This window comes from Shimazuella sp. NTD250 (genome assembly GCF_059510375.1).
On record NZ_JCAJZS010000009.1, the window covers coordinates 108,831 to 128,869 of the forward strand.

General features: G+C 38.4%; 21 protein-coding genes. 9 read left to right on the top strand and 12 right to left on the bottom strand.

What is annotated here, in order from left to right; all coding sequences use genetic code 11:
* Nucleotides 1–92 precede the first annotated feature (92 nt).
* Entirely contained in the window at nucleotides 93–500 is a 408-nt protein-coding gene (locus tag AC5WOF_RS18270; RefSeq protein WP_496051376.1) for a hypothetical protein, read from the top strand.
* The gene (locus AC5WOF_RS18275; RefSeq protein WP_496051377.1) at nucleotides 497–853 is read left to right on the top strand and encodes a glycine zipper domain-containing protein; all 357 of its coding nucleotides are present in this window, start codon (nucleotides 497–499) and stop codon (nucleotides 851–853) included. Before AC5WOF_RS18270 ends, AC5WOF_RS18275 begins: the two co-directional genes overlap by 4 nt.
* A gap of 131 nt (nucleotides 854–984) precedes the next feature.
* On the opposite strand, the gene AC5WOF_RS18280 is transcribed toward AC5WOF_RS18275, so the two are convergent.
* From AC5WOF_RS18280 to AC5WOF_RS18310, 7 genes are all read right to left on the bottom strand, one after another.
* Nucleotides 985–1,323 carry a YmaF family protein gene (locus AC5WOF_RS18280; RefSeq protein WP_496051378.1) on the bottom strand — a complete coding sequence of 113 codons (339 nt, stop codon included), beginning with the start codon at nucleotides 1,321–1,323 and terminating at the stop codon, nucleotides 985–987.
* Nucleotides 1,324–1,551: 228 nt separating this feature from the next.
* Nucleotides 1,552–2,358 (bottom strand): HAD family hydrolase, encoded by an 807-nt coding sequence (locus AC5WOF_RS18285; protein WP_496051379.1) that lies wholly within the window; start codon nucleotides 2,356–2,358, stop codon nucleotides 1,552–1,554.
* A gap of 454 nt (nucleotides 2,359–2,812) precedes the next feature.
* Entirely contained in the window at nucleotides 2,813–3,784 is a 972-nt protein-coding gene (locus AC5WOF_RS18290; protein ID WP_496051380.1) for a cation diffusion facilitator family transporter, read from the bottom strand.
* A gap of 19 nt (nucleotides 3,785–3,803) precedes the next feature.
* Complete coding sequence (locus tag AC5WOF_RS18295) at nucleotides 3,804–4,178, bottom strand: ArsR/SmtB family transcription factor (RefSeq protein WP_496051381.1); 375 nt, start codon at nucleotides 4,176–4,178, stop codon at nucleotides 3,804–3,806.
* Nucleotides 4,179–4,325: 147 nt separating this feature from the next.
* Nucleotides 4,326–5,624, bottom strand: coding sequence for a UDP-N-acetylglucosamine 1-carboxyvinyltransferase (gene murA / locus AC5WOF_RS18300; RefSeq protein WP_496051382.1), 1,299 nt, complete (start codon nucleotides 5,622–5,624; stop codon nucleotides 4,326–4,328).
* Between the two features lie 244 nt (nucleotides 5,625–5,868).
* Nucleotides 5,869–7,182, bottom strand: coding sequence for a TrkH family potassium uptake protein (locus AC5WOF_RS18305; protein WP_496051383.1), 1,314 nt, complete (start codon nucleotides 7,180–7,182; stop codon nucleotides 5,869–5,871).
* 1 nt (nucleotide 7,183) lies between these two features.
* Complete coding sequence (locus AC5WOF_RS18310) at nucleotides 7,184–7,846, bottom strand: potassium channel family protein (protein WP_496051384.1); 663 nt, start codon at nucleotides 7,844–7,846, stop codon at nucleotides 7,184–7,186.
* 444 nt (nucleotides 7,847–8,290) lie between these two features.
* Between AC5WOF_RS18310 and AC5WOF_RS18315 the strand changes: the two genes are divergently transcribed.
* Entirely contained in the window at nucleotides 8,291–9,121 is an 831-nt protein-coding gene (locus AC5WOF_RS18315) for an undecaprenyl-diphosphate phosphatase (RefSeq protein WP_496051385.1), read from the top strand.
* Nucleotides 9,122–9,158: 37 nt separating this feature from the next.
* On the opposite strand, the gene AC5WOF_RS18320 is transcribed toward AC5WOF_RS18315, so the two are convergent.
* Complete coding sequence (locus AC5WOF_RS18320; RefSeq protein WP_496051386.1) at nucleotides 9,159–10,295, bottom strand: conserved virulence factor C family protein; 1,137 nt, start codon at nucleotides 10,293–10,295, stop codon at nucleotides 9,159–9,161.
* Nucleotides 10,296–10,466: 171 nt separating this feature from the next.
* Here AC5WOF_RS18320 and AC5WOF_RS18325 point away from each other — a divergent pair, with 171 nt between their 5' ends.
* The 4 genes from AC5WOF_RS18325 to AC5WOF_RS18340 all read left to right on the top strand — a co-directional run bounded on the left by AC5WOF_RS18325 (nucleotide 10,467) and on the right by AC5WOF_RS18340 (nucleotide 14,271).
* Nucleotides 10,467–11,261 carry an NUDIX domain-containing protein gene (locus tag AC5WOF_RS18325; protein WP_496051387.1) on the top strand — a complete coding sequence of 265 codons (795 nt, stop codon included), beginning with the start codon at nucleotides 10,467–10,469 and terminating at the stop codon, nucleotides 11,259–11,261.
* Nucleotides 11,262–11,618: 357 nt separating this feature from the next.
* Nucleotides 11,619–12,068 (top strand): MarR family winged helix-turn-helix transcriptional regulator, encoded by a 450-nt coding sequence (locus tag AC5WOF_RS18330; RefSeq protein WP_496051388.1) that lies wholly within the window; start codon nucleotides 11,619–11,621, stop codon nucleotides 12,066–12,068.
* Nucleotides 12,065–12,700, top strand: a complete 636-nt coding sequence (locus AC5WOF_RS18335) for an HlyD family secretion protein (protein ID WP_496051389.1) — start codon at nucleotides 12,065–12,067, stop codon at nucleotides 12,698–12,700. Before AC5WOF_RS18330 ends, AC5WOF_RS18335 begins: the two co-directional genes overlap by 4 nt.
* A 32-nt stretch (nucleotides 12,701–12,732) precedes the next feature.
* Entirely contained in the window at nucleotides 12,733–14,271 is a 1,539-nt protein-coding gene (locus AC5WOF_RS18340; RefSeq protein WP_496051390.1) for a DHA2 family efflux MFS transporter permease subunit, read from the top strand.
* A gap of 122 nt (nucleotides 14,272–14,393) precedes the next feature.
* On the opposite strand, the gene AC5WOF_RS18345 is transcribed toward AC5WOF_RS18340, so the two are convergent.
* The 4 genes from AC5WOF_RS18345 to AC5WOF_RS18360 all read right to left on the bottom strand — a co-directional run bounded on the left by AC5WOF_RS18345 (nucleotide 14,394) and on the right by AC5WOF_RS18360 (nucleotide 17,659).
* On the bottom strand, nucleotides 14,394–14,924 hold the full coding sequence (locus AC5WOF_RS18345) for a DM13 domain-containing protein (RefSeq protein WP_496051391.1): 531 nt from the start codon (nucleotides 14,922–14,924) through the stop codon (nucleotides 14,394–14,396).
* A 70-nt stretch (nucleotides 14,925–14,994) separates the two neighbouring features.
* Nucleotides 14,995–16,071, bottom strand: coding sequence for a sensor histidine kinase (locus AC5WOF_RS18350; protein WP_496051392.1), 1,077 nt, complete (start codon nucleotides 16,069–16,071; stop codon nucleotides 14,995–14,997).
* Nucleotides 16,068–16,781 (bottom strand): response regulator transcription factor, encoded by a 714-nt coding sequence (locus AC5WOF_RS18355; protein ID WP_496051393.1) that lies wholly within the window; start codon nucleotides 16,779–16,781, stop codon nucleotides 16,068–16,070. The genes AC5WOF_RS18350 and AC5WOF_RS18355 overlap by 4 nt, the downstream gene beginning before the upstream one ends.
* Nucleotides 16,782–16,849: 68 nt before the next feature.
* On the bottom strand, nucleotides 16,850–17,659 hold the full coding sequence (locus AC5WOF_RS18360) for an ABC transporter ATP-binding protein (RefSeq protein WP_496051410.1): 810 nt from the start codon (nucleotides 17,657–17,659) through the stop codon (nucleotides 16,850–16,852).
* Between the two features lie 98 nt (nucleotides 17,660–17,757).
* On the opposite strand from AC5WOF_RS18360, the gene mqnC reads away from it, so the two are divergent.
* A complete protein-coding gene (gene mqnC, locus AC5WOF_RS18365; RefSeq protein ID WP_496051394.1) occupies nucleotides 17,758–18,870 on the top strand; it encodes a cyclic dehypoxanthinyl futalosine synthase in 1,113 nt (370 codons plus the stop codon).
* Nucleotides 18,871–19,314: 444 nt separating this feature from the next.
* Nucleotides 19,315–19,920 (top strand): metal-dependent hydrolase, encoded by a 606-nt coding sequence (locus tag AC5WOF_RS18370; RefSeq protein WP_496051395.1) that lies wholly within the window; start codon nucleotides 19,315–19,317, stop codon nucleotides 19,918–19,920.
* Nucleotides 19,921–20,039: the final 119 nt, after the last annotated feature.

Consider the following 20,039-nt stretch of genomic DNA (forward strand, 5'->3'; position numbering starts at 1 on the left):
TTGAAATGGATGTAATTATGCTTTAATTTTTTTACATAAAAACGGGAAGATGATACAGACTGAGATTAAAGTATTGAAAGGGAGCGTTAATAATGAGAATAAAAAATATACCAATTCAAAATCCGTTAGGATGGGGTATTGCAGCAGGTGCAATACTGCTCGCTTCTCCTAAGGCAAGAAAAAAAATAAGAGAGTTAGTGGTAAAAGGTGTATCTACAACAATTGGATTAACTCGCAGGTTCAATGAAAAATGGGACTTAGAGAGTGAGGCTAATGGTTCATGTGGCTTTTCAAAAACATCAACAAAAGCTGAGGAAAAAATGGCATCAATGCAAGAAGTAGAAGATAAAGTAGAGGAAAAAGCAGCACCAATACATGAAGCAGAGGATAAAGCAGGCGAAAAAGTGACACCAGCACATGAAACGAAAGAAAAGTCAGTTGACAATGTTCGAGAATCTATCTTCATAAAAGAAGATAGTCAACGGGGTGATTTGGAGTGAACAAAATCCATCAAAATACAGTTTTGGCAGGTGTTTTTATAGGTGCACTTTCGCAAATTTCCGATACCATTAAATATATAAATGGAAAAACAGATAAACGGGAATATACCGTTAACACGCTAGGAAATGTGGTGAGTTCACTTGGCCTGATAGCGGGTATTGAGTATGGAGCACTTGTTGGCAGCGCCATTTTCCCAGGTGCTGGAACAGTGGCCGGTTCGATTTTAGGTGGTTTTCTTGGTGATTATGTCGGTCGTCATGCTGGTCATCATACTGGGAATATGATACACAAAGAGCAGATTGTAAAAGTAAGTGGTGAAAATGTTACGGTTACCAATAACTATGGTGAATGAATCTCCTTCCATCTGAGATAGCGTTGAAGAGGTATGGGTTCTAATGTATCAACCATTCGGACAATTAACTGGAGTTGACACACGGACGGCGTACTGAGGAGCCCCTCTATCTCATTGGTTTCTACGATAAGTCATTTATTACCTGGGGCAGGTTGGTCCACTCCCAGAATGTGATGTCTGTGACCATCATCCTCAGTTGTATAAAAATCATAATAATGGACATGCATCCCATCTCCAACTGGGATTGCCGGTCCCGAGTGGGCTTGATAGTAATGAGTGTGACCATTTTCGAATAATACATATCCCTCTGTATAGTGGATGTGTTCTCCATCTTTTGTTGGAATCGGTGGAGATGTGATATCTAGGCACTGATGTACATGTCCTGCTGCAACAGATGTGTAATCAACAGATCCATGGTTATGATGCGGCACAAATCCGGAAACAAAATCATCCTTCTTCACTCTTTTCATCCTCATCACTCCCTGAAATAGAACTCTAGACATTTATATGCAAAATCAATAAGTACATTCAATTCAACTCTGTGTATTTTTACTGGTTTTTCTATTATGAAGGAGATATGTATAAGGAAAATCTGTTCATAAAAAAAGATGAAAAAATCTTTGAAATTAATGTTATGGAAAAGGTGAGGAAAGATAAACAAATACTATGAAGAGTTTTTTGATGAGTGAGAAGACAAATTACAATAAATAATTTTCGATAAAATAACTTACTCCATCTTCATCATTGGAAGGTACGTGTATATCTGTATACAGCTTGACGAGAGGATGAGCATTTGCTACAGATGCAGACAAACCTGCAACTTTCAACATAGAGATGTCATTGCAGTGGTTTCCAATAGCAGCGGTTTTCCAAGTCGGAATATGAAGGATTTGATTGAGATAGAGTAGAGCATTGCCCTTTGAAATTCCTTTTGGTACAACATCATAGTAATTTTCATGTGATTGGATAAAGTCACATTCTGCTCTTAATGAATGGCTCTCAGATATCATGTGAAGAATTTGCATGTTAGCTGGAGACCCAATCAATTGTAATTTAATAATTTCTTCCTCAATTTGATCTAAGGAATGAATAGGAAAAGCGGTAACGCCTAGTTTTGATAATTCGATTGCCTTTTCGGGACTTAGCCGAAAAGAATAAATACTGGTAGTGCTAAATAACAACAAATCGACAACAGGGTCTATGTGTTCAATAGCTGAAAGAATCATTTCCACGATATGTTTGGAAAAGTATTTGAGTACCTGTAATTCTTCATCGTGGGGATAATAGATCATTGCTCCATTGCACAGGATAACAGGCAAACCAATTTTAAGTTCATTTACAATGGAATAACTCTCTATGAGGCTTCTTCCTGTAGCAATTGTAAACATGCCTCCGTTTTTTTGATATCGATCTATTGATTGTAGAGTACGTGTGGAAATTTGGCTGTCACTTGTTAATAGGGTACCATCAAGGTCTGAAACGAAAAGTGCATAATGATCTTCCATTTTATCCAACTCCCATCTATCGGTTTGCTAGTTCAGTATAATTTCTATTTGTAAATGGAAAGTGGTCGATTTAATATGTTTACTTTAAGTTTTTATAAACAAACCGTTTAGTTTTGCTCATAGAAAGGATAGAGTTACCAGAGCATGCTGCCGAGGAACGCAGGGATTATGAAAATGATAAAGCGAGAAGAATAGAGTTTAAAAGAGACGTTGCCTACTTTTTAAGAATGGAGATACACGTTTCGTTCTTGGCTATTTTAATTATATTCAGTGGGCTCGGAAAATTTGAACTCGATTGTTACATGGAGTAGGGATAATAAATACGGTGCCCCCATGTCATTTGATCATCCTTCACAGGATATATCTTATGACACGGGGGCACTATATTTTTGTGAATTCGTTTTTCTGATATTTTATTCCTTCATCAAGTATTGCTAACTACCATCATCAAGTTTCATTCTGGTTTTGGTGTTATTGTTTTGTTATTTTGTTCTCCAGTACATGATAAAGCTTGACAACCTTCGTGTTGGAAATCAACTGTCTCAATTTGAATGGTAGTATGCTGGATATGAAATCGTTCTTTTAAACGCCGGATGGCTTCTTTTAAGATGGCTTGGCTTTCGATTTCTTCTTTTATCAGAATGTGACAGGATAAAGAATCGAAACCCGATGTGATCGTCCAAATATGCAAATCATGTACATTTAAAACACCAGAAATCTCTAAAAGTACTTCTTTTACCAACTTTTGATCGATGGTTACTGGTGTCCCTTCCATCAAGATGTGAAAAGAATGAGAAACGACTCCCCACGCACTTTTTAATATCAAGACAGAAACCAGAATACTGATGATTGGATCAGCGATATACCAAGCAAATGCTTGCATGAGGATTCCGGCGATAATGGCACCGACGGAACCTAAGGCATCTCCAATTATGTGAAGATAGGCACTGCGTATATTTATATTTTCTTTTGTGTCTCCTTGTCGGATCAAAACCCAAGCACTTAATAGATTGGCTATTAACCCGATGATGGAGATCAACATCATGGAACCACTTGCAACTTTTGGAGGGTCCAACAATCTTAAATAGGCTTCCCATCCAATAATTCCTGCTATTACAAATAAAGCAACACCATTAAACAAAGCAGCTAAAATTTCGAAGCGATAATATCCATATGTTTTTCGAGGAGAAGGAGGGCGAACAGCAAACCACATTGCAATTAAACTTAAAGCTAAAGAACTCACATCACTGAGCATATGGCCAGAGTCAGATAAGAGTGCCAAGCTATTTGTAAACAAACCCCCAAAAAACTCCAGAATCATAATTCCAGCAGTTATTATTAAAGCAATGAATAGCCCTTTTTTATTGCTCTCTCGTATATGATGGTGAGTGTGTCCATGTGTATGAGAATGACTGTGGTTATGCATTTGGCTTCACCTCTTTTGATTAGGAATGAGAAATATGTTTGAGTCCAATTTCCATCAAATTCAATATATGTTCGTCATCGATACTGTAGTAAACCATTCTTCCCACTTTTCTATGCTTTACAAGACGAAGGTTTCGCAAGTTTTTTAGTTGGTGAGAAATAGAAGACTGTGTCATCTCCAAGATCGCTGCTAAATCACAGACGCAAACTTCACGCTGGATGAGTGTATGTATAATTCGAATTCGTGTAGGATCGCTGAGTGCTTGAAATAATAAGGCGAGATCTTTCCCTTTTTCCTGTGATAATTGTTTGGATCGAACATCAGCCACCACGTCATCATGAATGATCGTAACGTCACAGCAGTCATTTGTTATAGATGGATTGAATTCGTTCAAATGAAACATCCTTTCATAAATATATGAACATATATTCATATATTTAATATAGATGTAGTGTGGAGGAGTGTCAATAGGGAAGTGAAACAAAAAGCCGATTTGTTTAAATAATCGACTTTTTGGGATTTAAGTATCAAATGATAGCTGTTAGGAGAGGGATTCTTGTTGTAAGAAGGGATTCGATTCAAGCTTTGTTCGTTTAATTTTTGCTCCTAATGATTTTAAATTACCTACTAAATCGATATAACCTCGATCAATATGTCGAAGCTCTCTTACTTCGGTTGTGCCTTCTGCAATTAGCCCTGCTAATACTAGTGCAGCTCCAGCTCGTAAGTCAGTTGCCATTACTTGCGTACCAGAAAGAGGATGTTTTCCTTCAATCAAGGCGGTTTGCCCGTTGATCTTGATATTTGCGCCCATCCGACGAAATTCTTCCACATGCATAAAACGATCTTCAAAAACGGTTTCCGTTAACATACTAGTACCATTTGCTGCTAATTGTAATACCATGATGGGGGATTGGAGATCAGTTGGAAATCCTGGGTAAGGCAGTGTTTTGATATCAATTGGTTTAATTTCATCTGGGCCACTCACATGAATGCCGTTTTCACATTCTAATACGGTGACACCCATCTCTCGCATTTTTACGATTAAAGAAGTAAGATGCTTGGATTTTGCTTGTTCGATGAATACATCTCCTCCTGTGATCGCAGCTGCAATCATATATGTCCCAACTTCGATACGATCAGGTATAACAGAATAATCAGTACCTCTTAAGAAATCTACTCCTTCAATCGTGATAAACGGCGTCCCTGCACCTTCAATTCTTGCACCCATCTGATTTAAAAAATTAGCCAAGTCTTGGATTTCCGGTTCACAGGCTGCATTTACAATTGTAGTGATACCTTTTGCAAGCGTTGCAGCCATTAAGATATTTTGTGTAGCGCCAACACTTGGAATATCTAGATATACATTGTTACCTCTCAATTGATTAGGAACAAACCCTTCCACATAACCATGACCAATTTTAAACTCTGCACCGAGTGCTTCTAATCCTTTTAAGTGTTGGTCGATAGGACGGCTTCCGATCGCACAACCTCCTGGCAGAGGCACTCTAGCATATTTTTTTCGTGCCAACAGGGGACCGAGTACAGTAACAGAAGCCCGCATTTTACAAACCAACTCATATGGTGCTTCTGTGGAATCAAATTTTTCTGCATGAATCGTGACCATATCATCTGACATATCTACATGGATGCCAAGTGATTGTAATAACTGTGTAATGGTAGTTACATCTTCTAGACCTGTGGGAACATTTCGAATGATCACTTTGTTACGCGATGCTAAGATGGATGCTGAAATTAAAGGCAGGATTGCGTTTTTAGAGCCATGAGCTTTTACGGTTCCCTGTAGTTTAGAACCACCTGTTACCATGATTTTTTCCAATGAAAAACCCTCCATCAAAAAGAAATAATAGGTAGAACAGTATTTGAAGAAAGGAAAGGATAAGTTCGTAATTAGTTATATGCCATGGTACTTAGTAGTGTGAGTGATATCATTATTTATATAATTGTGCGTTTTCCTATCTATTACCAGTAAGAACTGGCACATTTCCTATCATATCATGAAAAAATCCTAGTAGCAGAAGTTCATTTTCCATTTGAATACAAAAAGGAAAAAGGAGTATTCCTTAACCGATTAGGATGTCTTCTTTTGGATAATTCATAGTCCTATCTTCTATTCGAGATAAAGAAAACAAGATTGCAAGAGGCCCGATCTTACCAAAAAACATCATTATGCCAATGATGAATGTTCCCCATGCTGTAAGATCAAAGGTTAGATTTGCAGATAACCCTACTGTACCAAAAGCAGACATCACTTCAAACAGACAGACGAGAAACGATTCCTCCTGAACCATGGAAAGAAAAAATACACCCACTGCTACAAAGGTAAGAGAAATGGCAAATATCGCTAAGCATTTCATGATGGAAGAAGCATCGATTGATCGATGGAAGAGATGAATTTGCTTTTTTCCTTTGATAAAGGCGATAACAGCAAATAAAATCACGACAAAGGTCGTAACTTTTATTCCTCCTCCTGTAGAAGTACTGCCAGCACCAACAAACATGAGCAAACACATAAAGAATAGCGTAGACTCTTGTAAGGAACCAATATCAATGGTATTAAAACCAGCAGACCGTAAGGAAACAGATTGAAAATAGGATGCCCACCATTTATCAGAGAGTGTGAATGCATGTAAGGCTTTGCCATGATTATGTTCTAGCAAAAATATAACGATCATGCCGAAAATGACCAGAGCAAAGGAAGCAGTGATCATAATTTTCGAGTGCAATGTCAATTGTTTGAAGTTTCGTTTTTTCCATATATCAAATATGACTGTGAATCCAAGTCCTCCGATCAAGACGAGTACTGTTGTGACAACATTTAGAACAGGATTGTCGTAATGTGACATCATATTGTCTGGCCAAAGTGCAAAACCACCATTGTTAAAGGAAGAAATACTGTGAAAGATGGATAAATAAACAGCTTCTCCTAACGGAAGTTGAGGTTGCCAATAAAGAAAGAGAACGATAGCCCCAATGAGTTCGACTGCCAGTACATAAAAGAGTAAATTTTTTAATAATGCAGTCATATTTCCAAATGTTATGTTATTAAGTGAAAAGTTTAAAACCAATTTATCTTTTAAGGAAAGTTTTTTTCCTAGCAAAATAAAAAACAGAGATGCAAAAGCCATGATCCCAAGACCACCGATTTGTACCAAAAAGAGCAAAACGATTTGTCCAAATGTAGTGAAGGTAGTCCCAACATCTAATGTGATTAAGCCTGTACAAGTAAGGGCAGAGGTTGCCATAAACCACGCATCGAGCCAACTGATCGGTTTCGTTGTCGAGATAGGAATTTTGAGCATGAAAGTGCCCAAAAACAAAATAACTCCTGATACCAAGATCAATATCTGAGAAGTACTGAGACGTTTGTAGTTCACCTTAAATTCCTTCTTCTTCTTCAAAACGTTTAATAGCAATTTTCCGTCCTATTACTACTAAGACATCGTCTTTTAAAATCAGTTCATTGGACACAAGCGATATTTTTACCACACCACCGCGTTTGATGGCAATAATATTACATCCATATTTATTTCGGATATCTAAATCCTGCAATGTTTTGTTGTGTATTTTGGGTGATGCGATGATCTCTACGATACTATGTTCACCCGACAACTCGATATAATCAATGATGCTTTTAGAGCTTATATAATTGGCGATTTTTATTGCCATATCTCTTTCAGGATGAATAACTTGATCTGCTCCGATTTTTGTCAATACTCGATGATGATTATCATTCGAAGCTTTAGCCCAAACTTTTTTGACACCCATTTCTTTGAGCATCAATGTGAGTAATACACTTCCTTCTATGTTGTCGCCAAATGACACAAATACATGATCAAAACTTGTGATATCAAGCATTTCTAAAGTTGTCTCATCAAGATTGGAGACTTGGACAGTTTGGACAGCGTATTTGGCGTACTCGTTTACTTTTTCTTGGTCGATATCGACAGCGAGTACATCAATTCCATTTTTATGTAGTTCTTTTACTAAACTTCCACCAAATCTTCCTAATCCAAAGACAGCAAATTGCTTATTCTTCAAAACGAAGAGCTCCTTTAAGTTATAATGTAAGTTTTTTTAGCGGTTCAAATTATATGTATTATATGGAATTTTACCCGATAAGCAAAGGCTTTATTTTAAATTTGTGTCTCTCCCATGACACTTGGTAATACAAAGGCTGCGAAACAACGTTTTGTATTGTACGATAAGCATATATTCTTGTTACGGCCAACAACTATGAAACTTCTAATATACGAACTACATGATGCTAAGAATTGCATAGAGCGAAAAAGAATGATAGAAGGTTGACATATTTGCTGATGTTTTGGAATTAGTTACATAAGAAGCATTTTGGATAGTGGAATAGTAGCCCTAGCGTGAAAAAGGAAAAAGTCTTAAATTTTCTTCCGTTTTTCTTAAAATAAGGTTCTGATTTACCAAACATACTGAGATTAGTAGAAAGATAAGAATAAAGAGGTGCAGGATATGAATTTATGGGATGTTATTGTCGGGTTTATTTTGGGGATGGTAGAAGGTCTTACAGAGTTTGCACCGGTTTCTTCTACAGGACATATGATTATCGTCGATGATTTGCTGCTAAAATCAAAAGAATTGTTCTCACCAGAAGTAGCAAATACGTTTAAAGTAGTGATACAGTTAGGTTCGATTTTGGCTGTTATTATTGTTTTTAAAGATCGATTTATCAACCTATTAGGATTGACTAAGGCGGCACGCGAGTCGCTTGATAGTCGCAATCGATTGGAATTGAAACAAGTTATCGTTGGATTATTGCCAGCAGGTGTACTTGGATTTTTATTAGAAGATTACATAGATGAACACTTATTTTCTATTAACACAGTCGTAGTTGGTTTGGTGATTGGGGCTGTTTTAATGTTATTGGCTGATTTTTTACGTCCTGCAACACCAAAAGCAGAAACCGTTGATCAAATCACTTATAAGCAAGCGCTTTCGATCGGTTTTTTCCAGTGTTTATCCTTATGGCCCGGTTTTTCTCGTTCAGGATCAACTATTTCCGGTGGGGTTCTTTTAGGTTTAAGTCACCGTGCTGCGTCTGATTTTACCTTTATTATGGCAGTACCGATCATGCTTGGTGCAAGTTCTATTTCATTGTTGAAACACTGGCAATATTTCACTTTGAACGATCTGCCGTTTTTTATTGCCGGATTTATTACAGCTTTTGTATTTGCCTTAATCTCCATTCGATTTTTTCTGAAGTTGATCAATAAAATTAAACTAGTACCCTTTGCAATTTACCGAATTGTATTGGCTGCAATTATCTACTTTGTATTTTTGTAAAATGAAACCCCGACGGGCATAACCCGTCGGGGTTTTTTTAGTCTTCTTTCGAACGATAGGATTGAGTCATCTGCTGCCAAACCGTGCCACTCGCTTCTTCTCCTTCGGTAATGCGCTGCAATGCTATTTGTGCTTGCATTTTCACTTCGAATTCTGGATCACTAATGGCCAACTGTAAGGCAGGTATAGCCGTTTCGTCACCAACTTCAAATAAGAAACGAGCTGCGCGCCAGCGGACGAGCTTATTTTTGTCTTTTAGTGCTTCGCACATCACTGAGGTTGCATCAGGATCACCAATATCCGATATAGTGTCACCTGCGGTGCGACGAACGATGGCAGATGAATCTTTCATCGCTCTATAGAGATAGGGAAGTACGATCTTTCCTTCGATATAACCTAAGAAAACGACAGCTTGTCTGCGTATAGTCACTGACGAATCATCGAGTGCCATTGCTAGTATGTCGATTTCCTCTGTTGCCGGCTCCCAGAGCATCAATGCAGCATAACGAGTTTCCCAATTGTTTTGCTGAAAGGCAGTTCGTACTTCTGCTGCTGATTTTTTTTGTTCTTGCAAAGTAGATTCGGCTCTTGGTGATAGTGCTTGTTTGATTAAACGTTGTAAACGTCCATCTGGATACATAGCCTCATATTCCGCAGTAAGCTGCTTCCCGATTTCATCGGGTTCTCCGTAACGAACTCCTTGATCCATCCACTTTCTTTCTAAGATTACATTGGAAGTTACCCCTTGTATTTGCAGTACAGCTTGTTGAAAGCGATCAGGTAAGGCAAAGCGGTTTTCTGTATTATGGTGAACCAATTTGATCTGATAAGGAATCCCCCTGAGCGTTTGGATCAGCACTTGTACTTCTCCAAAGGAATCTAATTCAGCCGTTAAAGAGGAGTCCTTATCTGTTTGCTCTTCGCCAAAAATTTCTCGAACTTGGGAAAGCAGCTTTTCCCAATCCGCTTTTGGATGTCGTTCGATAGAGAGGAAATCAAGTACTTGAAAGACGCCAGTGATCCCATCTATATTCAATATCTTTTGGAGGTAGTCGGGGGCATAGTCTTTAGTAGCTTTCGTATATTCGTGTCGAGTCCCAGTCGGAAGAGTTTGATCTAGGTTACACTTCATCACATTTGGGCTCGGAGTAGGTTCAATGGAAACGATCTTCATGATAACACTTCCTTGTTGGATACTTTTCAGTAGTATTGTATCCTTTGCTAGATAAAAAGCCAAACGCAATGAGTAGTGATGAAAAATATCATTCATTTTATTTTGATAATTAAACCAATACTGTATAATATAGATCGAAATCCAATGTTCGCAATCCGAAAGGACTTTCTGATGAACGACTTTCAACTCGTACTCGGTTCTGATGTCGAAGAGACCGAGGAAGAAATCCGACAGTCCCACCTCTTCCTGCAATGGTCAGGGAAGATTGCAAGCAGTCGAGAGATCAAACTCCAAAGGGTGAAGGTTGTAGCGGTCTACAAGTGGGGCAGTCCCAAAGAGATCAAGATGATCCAGCTGGAGGCAGAAGCCTGCGACTCCGAGGGGAGGAAGCTCGGTGGTATCGCAATTCTGCGAGGCGCTACGGTAGATGTATTGACGATTCTCAAATGTCAGGGACGTGAATACGTCATTCACGTTTCTCAGCTTCGGGTTCCAGCAGGTCAGCGAGTTATCTCCAATCCCTCTGGAATGATCGATCGCGGCGAGTCAGCTGTATCAGCAGGTTTCCGCGAACGGAAAGAAGAAACCGGTGTCGAGCTGCCGCCCGGGAAGTTGATTCATCTTGGTGAGGTTGTGGGTCATCGACTTCCATACCTCACCAGCTCAGGCACCTCTGACGAACGTGTAGAGATGATTGCTCTCATTTATGAGGTAACTCCTAGTACCTTGGAGAAATTTCAGGGTGCTTACGGTGGTCTTCAAGAGGAGAATGAGCAGACCAAATCGAGTGTTACTCCAATCGAAAAATCCTTCGGAGTGCTGGAATCATATGGATCAGCATCCATGAAATCGGTGCTCAGCCTGACGCTCTACAAACTGTATTTGCTGGAGATGTCCGCCAATTCACGGTGGAAGTTCTTCGCTCGATACTGGCGGAAGCTATCCGCCTGGTGTAGGCAGCGGTAGCTCTGGTTTTGTGGTTGGACCCTTGGCAAATGCAACAACTTCCAAGGGTCCGCTACTTTTAAATAGAAATATCGTTTTGGAGACCTGTTTTTCAATTCTGTATTCATTAAAATGTATTATGGCAATCCATACATTGCAATTCTAGGGGAGGAGGTTACCTGGTCGGCATCTGCTTAAATTTACCTGTATCGGATTAACATAGAAAAGTATATAAAAAATAAATAAATGAATTTTATAGAGCGTTATTTCGTATTTTCGACACAAAAAAAATAATATTCACTGGAATAAATAATTCATATGGTGTAATATTTTTATGGTAAAGATTTTATCAAGCTTAAATATTTGGAGGTGAATATATTGGTTGAAAATCATCGTTCATTTATTTTAGAAATGAATGAGGTTTTCATGCTATTCGGAAAGCAATTTAGTAAAATATCGCTTCAAACGGATCTTTCTCCGGGGAAATATTGGTTTCTGATGTATCTTTATCGCAAAGATAAAGCAACAATCAATGATTTATCTTATGAAACCTGTACCACATCAGGAGCTACTTCACTTGCTGTCAAAAGTTTGGAGAAAAGCGGTCATGTAGAGCGAATACGTGATAAAGAGGATAGACGAGTAGTATGGGTTAGTTTGACAAAAAAGGGTAGAGAGACCGTTGAGCAAATAAGCCAAAAACGGGCTAAAATATGCCAACAGTTATTGGAAAATTTAACGGACACAGAAAAAGAGATTTTTTTGTTGATCATGAAAAAAATGTTAACTTCACAAATTACGCTACATGAAGGAGAAAAGAACAGATGAAAAATTCCATCATTGCAAGCGTGCTTGTTGCACTCATTGTAATAGCTGCGGGAGCAGGGATTTTATTTTATACCAATGAATCCATGAATTACATTTCTACAGAAGACGCGAAAGTTCAAGGAGATATTAGCACCGTTATTTCAACCGCAACGGGTACTGTTACACAATGGAATATCAAAGATAATCAAGATGTAAAAAAAGGCGATGTAATTGCAGTAATCCAATCAGCAGATCCAGCGGGAGCTAATGTGCAAATTGTAGCCCCAGCAGATGGCACCGTATTGCAAAGTAAAGGGGCTGTTGGGCAAGTAGTTTCAGCAGGTACGCCTTTAGCAATGACGGCACCACTCAATCAATTGTATATTACCGCAAATATTGAAGAGACAGACATACAAGATGTAAAAGTAGGTTCTGATGTAAAAGTGACAGTAGATGCTTTCCCTGGAACAGAGTATTCCGGAAAAGTGGAAGAAATTAGTGAAGCAACTTCTTCTACCTTCTCTATGCTTCCAAGTAGTAATTCTAGCGGAAACTACACAAAAGTAGTACAAAAGATACCTGTTAAGATTTCTTTGGACAGTGAAGATAAATTGGTTCCTGGATTAAATGCAACAGTAAAAATCAGCAAATAAGGAAGCAATAAAAGAAGGAAGGAGGAGGGGCGATGCCAGAAGGTCAGAGCAGGCGCTTAGTTCTCGCAGTATCTATTATCGCCGTATTTATGGCGATTCTGGATACAAGTATCGTTAATGTTGCAATACCTAAGATGATGGCTGTATTCAGTGTAGATACGAAAGAGATTCAATGGGTTATTACTGCCTATACACTCGTTGTGGGCACGATTATTCCCGTCACAGGATATGTAACAGAACGCTTTGGCTTTAAGAAAATTTTTATATTCTCCCTTACTGTATTTACACTTGGGTCTTTACTTTGTGGATTGGCATGGAGCAATGAGTCGATGATCATCTTCCGAATTATTCAGGCTTTAGGCGGAGGAGCTCTTATGCCAGTATCACAAGCGATGCTATTCCGTTTGTTCCCTCGAGAAAAAAGAGGGCAGGTAATGGGATTGTTTGGAATTTCCATCATGTTTGCACCAGCAATCGGTCCAACATTAAGTGGATATATCATTGAATACCTAGATTGGCGCTTGATCTTTTTTATCAATGTACCAATTGGGGTAGTAGCCATCTTGATTGCTATCATTAGTTTTAAAGAATTGGAACACCATACAGAGCAAAAGTTTGATGTGACTGGTTTTATCACTTCTACCATCGGTTTTTCCACTCTGTTGTATGGTATTGGTTTGGTTCCGGAAAAAGGTTGGTCCAATGATGAAGTGTTCTTCTTTGTTGGAATTGGAACAGTTTCCTTACTTATTTTTATCGTAATAGAATGGGTAAAGAAAGATCCGATGTTGAATTTAAAACTATTAAAAATTCCTGTGTTTACCATTTCGCAGATCATTACAAGTCTCACAAGTGTTATTTTGTTTGTACCTTTGTTTATAATTCCGATCTTTCTACAGAATATCGCTGGTTTAACAGCATTACAGACCGGACTTTTGCTTCTGCCTCAAGCATTAATTACAGGTTTGATGATGCCAGTTGCCGGTATGTTGTTTGATAAAATTGGAGCACGGTGGTTAGCAATAATCGGAATGGGAATTACTGCCTATTCCTTACATTTGACCACTCAATTGGATGCAAATACATCCTTTTCCACACTTACCTTTTGGCTGATTTTACGTGGTATTGGCATTTCATTAGTGATGATGCCTATTTCCACAGCTGGTATGAATGCAGTTCCCAATCATATGGTGGCTCAAGCTACTGCGCTCAGTAATGCGGTAAGACAAATTGCCTCTTCATTTGGAATTGCATGGGCTACCTTGTTATTGTCCAATCAACAATTGATTCATGCAGCAACCTATACTGACCAATATAATATTTTTTCTGGGATTTCCCAAGGAATCGTAGGGCAGGTTCAAAATATATATATGGGCTTAGGACAGAGTGTCGCACAAGCAAAGGCATCTGCACTTGCATATATATCCGGTCAAATCCAGGTCCATTCTATGGTTCAAGCTATGGATGATGTGTTTTATGTTTCGATGTGGCTAGCTTTATTCGCCCTCGTCATCTCTATCTTTATCGGGAAAAAAGAGGAAGTAAAAAAAGAAGGAACAGTAACGAAATAAAAAAGTGGTGGGAATTTTTCCACCACTTTTTTTTCATGACTTTGTGTCGGTTGTTGAAAACGCAAAGGACGCTTTACTCACTCGCATCTGCGCTTTTGAGACGAATAATGCAGCAGGGTCTACTAGGATAGTGGAGCAGATCCGAAGTTTACATGAAACCTTTTACACCAAATAGTAACAGTATGATACTTACTCACATCCACATTTGCAGGAATATCATAGTTTTGATTCCCCATATTTCCCTTAATAGACCCTAGATCAACTGCTTTATCAATCATTACATCACTATCTTTCATTACATTACGATTTGGCACGAGTAGGACATGAACATCCGGTCCGTTAGAAGTACTAAAATTACTTAACCGTAGAACTTTTTTGCCATTTTCTAACTCGTAAATAGTTGCCATACCAGACGTATCATGAGCCCCGTTTTGAAACATACCTTTGGAAAGTGAATTTTCCATTTTCCTATTTGCCATGTCTTTCTCATTACTCATATTTTGCATCATTTCGTTTTTATTCATCATCTGTTGCTGTGGTGCTGGTTCATTTACCTTTTTATCTACTAATGCTGTTTCAGGTCTAAACACCGCCCATGCAATAACAAGTAAAACAACAACTCCAACACCAATAAATATAGATTTTTGTTTCATGATAGGTCCCTCCTTGTTTCTTGACCTTGCCATCGTACAAAGAAGCCCTATCAAAACGATAAAAAAATGATTACAAAACTATTTCATTTTCTTCCTCATTATTTAAGGGATGCAAAGGAAAGGTAAACCAAAATTCACTCCCAGTTTTTTGATCCAAACGATTCCGAACACCTATTGTCCCCTTATGCAATTCAATCAATGATTTAGCAATAGCCAAACCTAAACCAGCCCCTCCTGATTCTTTATTCCGAGAATGATCTACACGGAAAAAACGCTCAAAAATTCGCAGTTGATCTTTGGGATCAATTCCTTTTCCTTCGTCACGGAGTATTACCCTCAATTGATTTCCTTCATTCTTTGCGATCAGTTCAATCATTCCACATACAGGAGAATGACGGACGGCATTTTGTAAAAGATTGCTAACCACTCTCGCAATTTTTGTTGGCATTACCCATACAGGAGGTAAATCATCCGGTAATGTTATTTGTAAGTTTATCTTCTTATCTTTTAAATGAATCGAATGTGCTTCTAGAACTTCAAGCAAGATAGAATCAAAATGGGTTAGTTGAGGTTGATAACGAGTATGATTTGCTTCTAACTTAGATAATTCAAATAAGTCTTGAACTAAACTATTCAATTGGTTTATTTCGTGTAGACTCGTTTTGATGTATCTTTTTTGAGTCTCATTGTCTTCGATTACATCATCTTGTAATGCTTCTAACATAGATTGGATTGCCGCAATAGGGGTTCTTAAATCATGAGAGACATTAGCGATTAATTCTTTTCGAGCGAGTTCTCCATCTTCTAATTTTTTGAAATTGGCTGCCAGCTCAATCCCCATTTGATGTACAGCTACCCCTAATTCTTTGAATTCTTTCGGCCCATTAATGACAGACTGGTTCACTTGGAAATTCTTTTGTCCGATCTGTTTGGTTACTAACATGACATTCTGAATAGATTGGATAATTGGCAAAGTCATGAGACAGTACACCAGCATGGATAAAATCGCTGCTCCGAGACAGATAATCGTTAAAATCTGAGTTTGTTGAAAGGTTAACAACATTTGATGATAACTGATTAACAAAGCAGCGACCAAAATAACATGACTAGATAAATTGATTAAAAGTAATTGATCACGTAGCTTCATGAATCATCTCCTCCATTAGGGGCAAATCGATAACCAATTCCCCATACGGTTTGAATCCATTTCGATTTGATTTTTTTTCCTTCAAGTTTTTCTCTGAGACGACTTACGAGTACAGTGACAACATTGGCATCAGATTCATGATGATATCCCCAAATCAAATCCAATAATTGCATTCGAGAAAAAACTTGTTTGGGGTGTCGTGCCATTAAATGAAGGACTTCAAACTCTTTAACGGTCAATTCTACAGATTCTTCATTGGTATAAACACTTCTGGTAATAGGATTAATTTTTAAATCTCCAAATTCCAGTAAACCGTTTTCATTAGGACTTGTTACCGTATTTGTATTTCGCATACGTCGTAAAATGATTTGTACGCGCAAGACTAGTTCTCTGGGGGAAAATGGTTTGGTTATATAATCATCCGCTCCAAGGGTTAAACCTAAAATTCGATCTCGTTCTGCACCGAGTGCTGTTAACATAATAATCGGGATATCGGAATTTTGACGAATTTCTTCACATATTTTCCAACCGTCTTTTTGTGGTAGCATCAGATCAAGAATAACCAAATCGGGTTGATCTTCTTCAAATAAATGGTAGCCTTCGATTCCATTTTCAGCAGTTCGAACGATGTAACCATCTCGCTCTAAGTACCGCTTGCATACTTCTGAAATACTAGCTTCATCTTCTATCAGTAATATCTTTTCTTGCATTTAGAATAACCCCTTCACAAGTTTAAAAAATGTTATAAAAAAAGCGGCAAGATAAACTTCGCCACTTTTTATATTTTCTCATATGGAATACAAGTTGGTAATCCAGTATGAGGTTCTATGATGATATTTGCTTTTACTTGGAAGACATCTTTTAACATTTCGTGTGTAAGTACATCAGAAGGATTGCCTTCCGTATAAATTTTTCCTTTCTGTACAGCGACGATGTGGTCAGCATAGCGTGCTGCATGATTGAGATCATGTACTACCATGATGATCGTTCGTTTTTCTTCTCTATTTAATTGTTGAATTAAGGAGAGTACTTCTAATTGGTGAGCGATATCCAGATAAGTGGTTGGCTCATCTAGTAAGAGATAAGGTGTTTCTTGGGTGATAGCCATTGCGATCCAAGCGCGTTGTCTCTGGCCTCCAGATAATTGATGTATGGGTTTATCTTTAAAATCGATCAAATGTGTTTTGTGCAATGTGTCTTCTATTATTTGTTGATCGTGTTTACTCAGATATCCAAATCCTTTACGGTGGGGAAATCTGCCAAATGAAACCAATTCTTTGACGGTGGTGCCCTCTGGAGCCTCTGGAAGCTGAGGAAGAATGGCTAATTGTTTGGCTATTTGTTTTGTAGGTTCTTTGTGAATTTGTTTTCCGTCTAAAAAAACTGCACCAGCAGTAGGTTCTAAAATACGAGCCAAAGTTTTCAATATGGTAGATTTGCCACATCCATTTGCCCCGATGATAGCAGTGATTTTTTCTATCGGAATGTGTAAATTTAATTGATCGACTACTAAATTGCTTTGGTATTGGACAGAGATGTTTTCGGTATAAAGCGGAATCGTGGTCGCCTCCCTACATGATGTTCCAATAAAAACCTATCAATAATGAGAATCATTGTCAATTATTTTATGGTTCCTTATGCTAAAATGAAAAAGAATCACTTACAAAGAAAGGCTTGGGAGTGTTTATGTTGAGCATTGACAATATACTAAACCGTGTACGAAATGGCGAACGACTCAGTCTAGAAGATGGAATTGCCTTATGGGAAAGTGATGAAGTAGAAAAAATAGGGGCAGCTGCAAATGAAGTAATGGAAAAGCTGCATCCTGAACCAATAACTACATTTGTAGTGGGTAGAAATATAAACTATACCAATGTGTGCGACACTTACTGTCGTTTTTGTGCTTTTTATCGTTCTCCGGACTCGGATGAGGGTTATGTGCTTCCAGATGAAACGATTTTACAAAAAATAAAAGAGACACAAGACGTCGGTGGGACAGAAATCTTAATGCAAGGTGGAACAAATCCAAATCTGCCTTTTTCTTACTATACGGATTTACTCAAGAAAATTAAGCAACACTTTCCTGATATCACCATGCACTCTTTCTCGCCTGCTGAGATCATGAAGATGCAAGAAGTATCTGGATTGCCATTGGAAGAAGTCATTCGAGAACTTCACGCCGCAGGATTGGATTCTTTGCCAGGTGGTGGAGCAGAAATATTAGATGACAGGACACGTCGCAAAATCAGCAGATTAAAAGGCTCGTGGCGCGATTGGATGGATGTGATGCAGACCGCTCATCGAGTGGGAATGAAGACTACCGCAACGATGGTAATTGGTTTTGGAGAAAGTATCGAAGAGCGTGTGCTTCACCTCTTGCGGATTCGAGAAGCACAAGATGAAACCAAAGGATTTCTTGCGTTTATCGTCTGGACATTCCAACCAGATAACACCAATATGAAGCGAGAAAAACTCTCTCCGAGAGAATACTTAAAAGCAGTCGCTATTGCGCGTCTGATGCTTGATAATGTACCTAATTTCCAATCTTCTTGGGTAACGATGGGTCCTGAGATCGGAAAGCTCTCTTTGCAGTATGGATGTAACGATTTTGGAAGTACGATGATGGAAGAAAATGTTGTGTCCGCTGCGGGTACTACCTATAAAGTAAATATAAACCTCTGTTTGCAACTGATTCGAGAAGCTGGAAAAATTCCAGCACAGCGCAATACACGCTACGAGACTTTGCATGTATTTGATGGCACAGAGCAAGTGGATAAAGATTTTGTTATGCAAAATTAAATCTATATCTTACCTCTTGGATAGCTACTCTCCAAGAGGTCTTTTTTAGTTTGAAATTACTATATATCGTCTTCGGCAAAGATAGAACAGGCGACGGCAGCCAGCCGTCGCCTCCCGAATGTATTTCGCAGATGTGAATAGTATAAAGAAGAGGTGATGGGAAACCATCACCTCTATTTCTATTTTTCATGGCATTTACTTGGAGATGAGCACCAAGTTTACTTATGGAAAACTTGTAATCTCATCGATCAATTCTATGTTAAAATTCGTTCGCGAGATAACTTGTCACGAGCCAAATATATCTACCTTTTTCTAATTGATCTTCTTCTGACCAATCCCATTTTTAAAGCCGATAGTTTATTCATAATACTTGAGCTTTTATCTTTAAGAAAAGTGTACTATCATAAGAATAGTTCATAAATTATACATAAAAGGAATGGCATCATGCAGGGGAAAACACATCTTAGAGTTGGCTTAGCAACTGGAGTAGCAGTTGGATTTGTCACCAGTAATAACTTTTTGAATTTAACCTTAACCGTAGCAATCGCAACGATGGCATCGATGTTACCGGATATCGATGAAGATGGAAGCAAGATTAACAAATGGCTATTTTCTTCGCTTAATCGCAAATGGAGGTCATTAGCACTAGCGAGTGTGGGCGTATTGATCTGTCTATTTTGGTATTTTGCACACTTGCCTTTGTGGGTACTATTGTCTGGAATTTATTGCGCAGGGGTTGCGTATGTTCCGCATCGAAGCGTAACGCACTCTTTTGTTGGGATGGCATATGTCTTATGGGTTATTCATTTAGCATTGCCGGATTATCTTTACGCTGTAGCCGCTGGATACTTTTCGCATTTGCTCGCAGATGCATTTACAGTAGCAGGAGTGCCATTTTTATGGCCATATCCCAAAAAAATTGGCATGAAACAGATTGGATTAAAAGTACGTACTGGAAGGGAAACGGATAAAGTACTAGGCCGTGCCACTTTAGTTATTGCATGTGTTGGTTATGTTTATTTACTAGGTAAAATGTATCTGGTTGGTTGATTTGCATCTTAGTGCTTGTAGATAAAGAAGTATAATTTTATCTTTTCTGCAAAGCGAGACTAGGAGCATAGCGACGTAGTGAGACTTGTGCTCTAGTCTGAGGTACATAAGTGCAACTA